The sequence below is a fragment of the Ursidibacter arcticus genome (assembly GCF_009761375.1).
Taxonomy (GTDB): Bacteria; Pseudomonadota; Gammaproteobacteria; order Enterobacterales; family Pasteurellaceae; genus Ursidibacter; species Ursidibacter arcticus.
Genome location: NZ_LEKM01000041.1, coordinates 1 through 686 on the forward strand (window position 1 = coordinate 1; position 686 = coordinate 686).

Consider the following 686-nt stretch of genomic DNA (forward strand, 5'->3'; position numbering starts at 1 on the left):
CCTGTACAAGTATTTAGTTCTGCTTATGTAGCAGAGAAACCTGAATCAGACTACTGCTTATTAGATGCTATGGTGAGTGATAACAATCGTTACCACATTAAAGGTTGTTTAGCTAAGCAAAATAAGCCTTTTGGTTTAAGTTTTGCAGTACAAGATCCAACGACATATGGCGCAAATTTAATCAAAAATTATTTAGCTAGATTGGGTATTCAGTTTACAGGGCAAATTCAAGTACCTGCAAAGGCTCCGTCAGGTGTGTTGTTAGCCGAGCATTATTCTCAACCACTCCCTGTGTTACTGAAAAAGATGATGAAAAAATCAGATAATCAAATTGCGGATGCGGTGTTTAGAACAGTCGCTAATCAACAATCAAAACGATCTGCATCATTTCCATTGGCAAGCCATACCATTCGTTCATTATTTAAAAGTAAAGCGAATATTCAATTTGGGAATAGCATAGTTGTAGATGGTTCAGGATTATCTCGTCATAATCAAGTGAATGCTGAAACAATGTTACAAACTCTGGAATTTATTGCTCAAAATGAAGAACAGCTAAAATTGCTGGAAACATTCCCTATTGCTGGTGTTGATGGGACACTCTCTGGTCGAGGATCGATTTCAGCAGAGCCATTGGCAAATAATCTGATCGCAAAAACAGGGGCACTAAAAGGTGTTTATAATCTTGC

Annotated in this window: 1 protein-coding gene; it reads left to right on the forward strand. The window is 37.6% G+C overall.

Annotated elements, in window-relative coordinates:
- On the forward strand, nt 1-686 hold a 686-nt coding region (dacB, locus tag A1D25_RS01455; protein ID WP_157393949.1), incomplete at both ends, for a D-alanyl-D-alanine carboxypeptidase/D-alanyl-D-alanine endopeptidase.